The organism is Vibrio sp. 1F253 (assembly GCF_041439295.1).
GTDB lineage: Bacteria > Pseudomonadota > Gammaproteobacteria > Enterobacterales > Vibrionaceae > Vibrio > Vibrio tasmaniensis_A.
Map to the genome: position 1 here is coordinate 84580 of NZ_JBGONU010000019.1, position 6031 is coordinate 90610.

Below are 6031 nucleotides of genomic sequence, written 5' to 3' on the forward strand. Positions count from 1 at the left end.
TGCCGCTCCTTACAGAACTTCAGGTGCAAGTGATACAATCTTCATGAATTTCGCGTTACGAAGTTCACGAGTCACAGGACCAAAGATACGTGTGCCGACTGGTTGCTCAGTAGTGTCATTTAACAATACACAAGCATTACTGTCGAAGCGAATGACAGAACCGTCTGGGCGACGAACGCCTTTACGGGTGCGCACTACTACCGCCTTCAGAACATCACCTTTCTTTACTTTACCGCGAGGAATCGCTTCCTTCACTGTAACCTTGATGACGTCACCGATATGTGCATAACGGCGGTGAGAGCCACCCAGAACCTTAATACACATTACCTTGCGCGCGCCAGAGTTATCTGCTGCGTCAAGTGTACTTTGCATCTGGATCATTGTTAGTGCTCCGCTAAATATTAAAACTAGACCCTCTCGGGTCGGGCTGCCTCTTTAAAAGGGACGCGAATTGTACCACCCTTTTTTTAAATTGGGTAGACAAAAAACAAGCGGCTCCAAAAAATTATTTGGAGCCGCTTATAAGTTATAGAATTACAAAGATTAAATCTTCGCTTTTTCTAGAACTTTAACCAATGTCCAAGACTTAGTCTTAGACAGAGGACGACACTCAGCGATTTCAACTTTGTCGCCTAGGCCACAAGTGTTGTCTTCGTCGTGTGCGTGTACTTTAGTCGTGCGTTTGATGAACTTACCGTAAATCGGGTGTTTTACAGTACGCTCAATAGCAACAACGATAGACTTGTCCATCTTGTCACTTACTACACGGCCTTGCTGGATGCGGTTAGTTTCGCTCATTATGCGCCTGCCTTTTCAGTCAAAACAGTTTTCACACGTGCGATGTCACGGCGTACAGCTTTTAGAGTATGAGTTTGCTGTAGTTGACCAGTTGCAGCTTGCATGCGCAAGTTGAACTGTTCACGTAGCAAATTCAATAGCTCAGCGTTAAGCTCTTCAACGTTCTTTTCGCGTAGATCTTGTGCTTTCATCACATCACCTGCTTAGTTACAAAAGTAGTTTTAACAGGCAGTTTACGTGCCGCTAGGCGGAACGCTTCACGTGCCAACTCTTCAGGTACGCCATTCATCTCGTACATAACTTTGCCTGGTTGGATTTGAGCAACCCAGTACGCAACTGAACCTTTACCTTTACCTTGACGAACTTCAAGAGGCTTTTCAGTAATAGGTTTGTCTGGGAACACACGGATCCAGATTTGACCTTGACGCTTAATGTGACGTGTCATAGCACGACGTGCCGCTTCGATTTGACGTGCAGTCAGGCGACCACGGCCAACAGCTTTAAGACCGAATTCGCCGAAGCTTACTTCAGTACCTTTAGCTAGACCACGGTTACGACCAGTCATAACCTTGCGGAACTTAGTACGTTTTGGTTGTAGCATCGTTCGACTCCTTACTTACGGCCTTTACGCTGCTTCTTAGGCTTATCGCCTTTTGGCTCTACTGCGTTAGCAGCTGGCATACCGCCTAGAATCTCACCTTTGAAGATCCAAACTTTAATGCCGATCACACCGTATTGAGTGTGAGCCGAAGAAGTTGCGTAATCAATGTCTGCACGTAGAGTGTGTAGAGGCACACGGCCTTCACGGTACCACTCTGAACGTGCGATTTCAGCACCGCCAAGACGGCCGCCTACTTGTACTTTGATGCCTTTAGCGCCTAGACGCATAGCATTTTGTACCGCACGCTTCATTGCACGACGGAACATAACACGACGCTCTAGTTGAGACGCGATGCTATCAGCTACAAGCTGACCATCTAGCTCAGGCTTACGTACTTCAGCGATGTTAATTTGCGCTGGTACACCTGCGATTTTAGCTACAGCTGCGCGTAGCTTCTCTACGTCTTCACCTTTCTTACCGATAACAACGCCAGGACGAGCTGTGTGAATAGTCACACGGATGCTCTTAGCTGGACGCTCGATAACGATACGAGATAATGATGCTTTTTGTAGTTCCTTGGTAAGGAACTGACGTACCTTGAAGTCGCCGTCTAGGTTGTCAGCGAATTCGTTGGTATTAGCAAACCATGTAGCATTCCAAGGCTTGACGATGCCAAGACGAATACCATTAGGATGTACTTTCTGACCCATTGCTTACTCTCCTAGTCTTTAGCGATCTGCTACAACAATAGTGATGTGGCTTGAACGCTTCAAGATACGATCCGCACGACCTTTAGCACGAGGCATAATACGCTTCATGATAGGGCCCTCATCTACGAAGATTTTAGCGACATTTAGATCGTCGATATCTGCACCTTCGTTATGTTCCGCGTTAGCGATAGCTGACTCAAGAACTTTCTTAACTAAAACAGCAGCTTTTTTGTTGCTGAAAGTTAGAATTTCTAGAGCCTGGTCTACCGACTTACCGCGAATTTGGTCTGCAACTAAGCGAGCTTTCTGTGGAGAAATACGAGCAAAGTTATGTTTAGCTAAAGCTTCCATCATCTACTCCTTATTTCTTCTTAGCTTTCTTATCTGCAGCATGACCGCGATAAGTACGAGTTGGTGCAAATTCGCCTAGTTTGTGACCGATCATTTCTTCGGTAACGAAAACTGGGACGTGCTGACGACCATTATGGACAGCGATGGTCAAACCAATCATTGTTGGGATGATCATTGAGCGACGGGACCAAGTCTTAATAGGCTTTTTGTCTCCGCTTTCCACCGCTTTCTCTACCTTCTTCAGCAAGTGTAGGTCAATAAAAGGACCTTTCTTGAGAGAACGTGGCATGGCGATTCCTCTTTATAAATTATTTAGTGCGACGACGTACGATGTACTTGTCAGTGCGCTTATTCTTACGAGTCTTGAAGCCCTTAGTAGGAACGCCCCAAGGAGATACTGGGTGACGACCACCAGATGTGCGGCCTTCACCACCACCATGTGGGTGATCCACCGGGTTCATTACTACACCACGTACGGTTGGACGTACGCCGCGCCAGCGTGAAGCACCAGCTTTACCAAGTTCACGTAGCATATGCTCAGAGTTACCAACTTCACCGATCGTTGCACGACCTTCAGAAAGAACTTTGCGCATTTCACCAGAACGTAGACGGATAGTTACGTATGCACCATCGCGAGCGATGATTTGAGCATAAGCACCAGCCGAACGAGCTAGTTGTGCACCTTTACCAGGCTTAAGTTCAACACAGTGTACAGTAGAACCTACTGGGATGTTGCGCATCGGCAGAGTGTTACCTGCTTTGATTGCAGCATCTACGCCAGATTGAATCTGGTCGCCTGCGTTAACACCTTTAGGTGCAATGATGTAACGACGCTCACCGTCTGCGTACAGAACTAGAGCGATGTTAGCACTACGGTTTGGATCGTATTCTAGACGCTCAACTTTCGCTGGGATGCCATCTTTAGTACGTTTGAAGTCAACCAGACGGTAATGGTGTTTATGACCACCACCGATGTGACGTACTGTAATACGACCGTTGTTGTTACGACCACCGTTCTTAGAGTTTTTCTCTAGAAGTGGTGCGTATGGCTTACCCTTGTGCAGGTCAGCGTTAACAACTTTAACGACGTGACGACGACCAGGGGAAGTCGGCTTACATTTAACAATAGCCATTTTTACTACTCCTGTTATTCCGCGCCGCCAACGAAGTCAAGATCTTGACCTTCTTTCAAAGTAACGTAGGCTTTCTTAACGTCTGAACGACGGCCTTCACGCATACCTTGACGTTTGGTCTTACCCTTTAATACAAGAGTATTTACAGACTTAACTTCAACTTCAAATAGCTTTTCTACAGCTGCTTTGATCTCTTTCTTAGTTGCATCTTTAGCTACTTTGAAAACGATAGTGTTCGCTTTCTCAGCTGCCATAGTTGCTTTTTCAGAGATGTGCGGAGCACGTAGAACTTTTAAGATACGCTCTTCAGTGATCATGCTAGCATCTCCTCAACTTGCTTAACTGCGTCAGCAGTCATCAGAACCTTGTCGAAAGCGATTAGTGATACTGGATCAACACCAGCAACATCACGTGCATCTACTTTGTATAGGTTACGAGCAGCTAAGAATAGATTTTCATCTACTTCGCCAGTCACAATCAGAACGTCGTTTAGCTCAAGCTCTTTAAGCTTAGCTACAAGTTCTTTTGTTTTTGGTGCTTCTACAGAGAAGTTATCAACAACGATTAGACGCTCTTGACGAATCAACTCAGAAAGAATGCTTTTCATAGCACCGCGGTACATTTTCTTGTTAACTTTTTGGCTGTGATCTTGTGGTTTCGCAGCAAAAGTAACACCACCTGTACGCCAGATTGGGCTACGAATTGTACCAGCACGTGCACGGCCAGTACCTTTTTGGCGCCATGGCTTAGCACCGCCGCCTGATACTTCAGAACGAGTCTTTTGAGCACGAGTACCTTGACGAGCACCTGCTGCATACGCAACAACTACTTGGTGTACTAGAGCTTCGTTAAAGTCACGTCCGAAAGTAGTCTCGGAAACAGTTAGTGCATCAGCACCTTTAACCATCAATTCCATTACTTACTCCTAGACGTTATGCTTTAACAGCAGGTTTTACGATCACGTTACCGCCTGTTGAGCCTGGTACTGCACCTTTAATAAGGAGTAGATTGCGCTCAGCGTCAACACGTACGATCTCTAGGTTTTGAGTCGTTACACGCTCAGCACCCATGTGACCTGCCATTTTCTTGCCTTTAAACACGCGGCCTGGAGTTTGACATTGGCCAATTGAACCCGGTGCGCGGTGAGACAAAGAGTTACCGTGAGTCATATCTTGAGTAGAGAAGTTCCAACGCTTGATAGCGCCTTGGAAGCCTTTACCTTTAGATGTACCAGTAACGTCTACTTTTTTAATTTCGTTGAAAAGTTCTACGTTTAGCTCAGCGCCAACTTCAAACTCTTCGCCGTTTTCTAAACGGAATTCCCAAAGACCGCGACCTGCTTCAACACCCGCTTTCGCGAAGTGACCAGCTTCAGGTTTAGTTACACGGTTAGCTTTCTTAGCACCAGTAGTTACTTGGATTGCTGCGTAGCCGTCTGTCTCAAGAGTTTTAACTTGAGAAATACGGTTCGCTTCAACCTCAACAACAGTTACTGGGATAGAAACGCCTTCTTCAGTAAATACGCGGGTCATACCCACTTTACGTCCGACTAGACCAATCATTATTCTTATCTCCCTTAACCTAGGCTGATTTGAACATCAACGCCAGCTGCAAGATCAAGACGCATTAGAGCATCAACAGTTTTATCTGTTGGCTCAACGATGTCGATCAAACGCTTGTGAGTACGAATTTCGTACTGATCACGTGCATCTTTGTTGACGTGTGGAGAGGTAAGAACAGTGAAACGCTCTTTACGAGTAGGAAGTGGAATAGGACCACGAACCTGTGCGCCAGTACGTTTTGCTGTTTCAACGATTTCCGCAGTTGAAGCATCGATTAGCTTGTAATCAAACGCTTTAAGGCGGATACGAATACGTTGGTTCTGCATGAGACAGAGCTCCAATTATTAAAAATTACACAAACAATATCGCCACTCAAGCTCGAAAGAACGAGAGAATGCCGATTGATTTATGTGAAACCGTAGCATCCAAAATTAGGACGCATTGTCAGTTAACTTTTGAAGTAAACACAAGGTTTACTATTTTTATTAACCGCGAACATAAGCTGAGTATACATTACTAGGTAAGACCTACTCCTCAGTGCTCATTGGTTCACAAACCGGCGTTAGCCAGTGCGATGCATTATACAGATCACGTTTTAGTATGCAAGTAGTGTTGGAAAAATAATCGGAATATATTTGTACAGAGCATTCGAAGAAAAGTTGTGTGACAAAAGTAGAACAACAAGGAACGGGGATGAGACTAAGGGAAAGAAAAAATAAAAGTAGTGGGAAAGTGGAAAAATAAAAGGGAAGCCGAAGCTTCCCTTTTCTTATGCAGTTCTTCTAATGAAGAGTGTGCAAAAATCTAAATGCTATTAAGCGAAGATTTTAGCTACAACACCAGCACCAACTGTACGGCCACCTTCGCGGATTGCGA

General features: G+C 45.3%; 12 protein-coding genes. All 12 read right to left on the reverse strand.

Annotation, left to right across the window (positions count from 1 at the left end):
* Positions 1 to 9 precede the first annotated feature (9 nt).
* Entirely contained in the window at positions 10 to 381 is a 372-nt protein-coding gene (gene rplN, locus ACED28_RS11835) for a 50S ribosomal protein L14 (RefSeq protein ID WP_004736740.1), read from the reverse strand.
* A 162-nt stretch (positions 382 to 543) separates the two neighbouring features.
* On the reverse strand, positions 544 to 798 hold the full coding sequence (gene rpsQ, locus ACED28_RS11840; RefSeq protein ID WP_004736739.1) for a 30S ribosomal protein S17: 255 nt from the start codon (positions 796 to 798) through the stop codon (positions 544 to 546).
* The gene (gene rpmC, locus ACED28_RS11845; RefSeq protein WP_004736737.1) at positions 798 to 989 is read right to left on the reverse strand and encodes a 50S ribosomal protein L29; all 192 of its coding nucleotides are present in this window, start codon (positions 987 to 989) and stop codon (positions 798 to 800) included. The genes rpsQ and rpmC overlap by 1 nt, the downstream gene beginning before the upstream one ends.
* Complete coding sequence (gene rplP / locus ACED28_RS11850) at positions 989 to 1399, reverse strand: 50S ribosomal protein L16 (RefSeq protein WP_004736736.1); 411 nt, start codon at positions 1397 to 1399, stop codon at positions 989 to 991. Before rplP ends, rpmC begins: the two co-directional genes overlap by 1 nt.
* 11 nt (positions 1400 to 1410) lie before the next feature.
* Entirely contained in the window at positions 1411 to 2109 is a 699-nt protein-coding gene (gene rpsC / locus ACED28_RS11855; RefSeq protein WP_004736734.1) for a 30S ribosomal protein S3, read from the reverse strand.
* Positions 2110 to 2127: 18 nt separating this feature from the next.
* Positions 2128 to 2460, reverse strand: a complete 333-nt coding sequence (gene rplV / locus ACED28_RS11860; RefSeq protein WP_004736732.1) for a 50S ribosomal protein L22 — start codon at positions 2458 to 2460, stop codon at positions 2128 to 2130.
* A gap of 10 nt (positions 2461 to 2470) precedes the next feature.
* The gene (gene rpsS / locus ACED28_RS11865; protein WP_004736729.1) at positions 2471 to 2749 is read right to left on the reverse strand and encodes a 30S ribosomal protein S19; all 279 of its coding nucleotides are present in this window, start codon (positions 2747 to 2749) and stop codon (positions 2471 to 2473) included.
* 19 nt (positions 2750 to 2768) lie between these two features.
* Entirely contained in the window at positions 2769 to 3593 is an 825-nt protein-coding gene (rplB, locus tag ACED28_RS11870; protein ID WP_012604912.1) for a 50S ribosomal protein L2, read from the reverse strand.
* A 14-nt stretch (positions 3594 to 3607) separates the two neighbouring features.
* A complete protein-coding gene (rplW, locus tag ACED28_RS11875; protein ID WP_004736765.1) occupies positions 3608 to 3910 on the reverse strand; it encodes a 50S ribosomal protein L23 in 303 nt (100 codons plus the stop codon).
* Positions 3907 to 4509, reverse strand: coding sequence for a 50S ribosomal protein L4 (gene rplD / locus ACED28_RS11880; protein ID WP_004736764.1), 603 nt, complete (start codon positions 4507 to 4509; stop codon positions 3907 to 3909). Before rplD ends, rplW begins: the two co-directional genes overlap by 4 nt.
* 16 nt (positions 4510 to 4525) lie before the next feature.
* Complete coding sequence (rplC, locus tag ACED28_RS11885) at positions 4526 to 5155, reverse strand: 50S ribosomal protein L3 (protein ID WP_004736763.1); 630 nt, start codon at positions 5153 to 5155, stop codon at positions 4526 to 4528.
* Between the two features lie 14 nt (positions 5156 to 5169).
* Positions 5170 to 5481, reverse strand: coding sequence for a 30S ribosomal protein S10 (rpsJ, locus tag ACED28_RS11890; protein WP_004736761.1), 312 nt, complete (start codon positions 5479 to 5481; stop codon positions 5170 to 5172).
* Positions 5482 to 6031 lie beyond the last annotated feature (550 nt).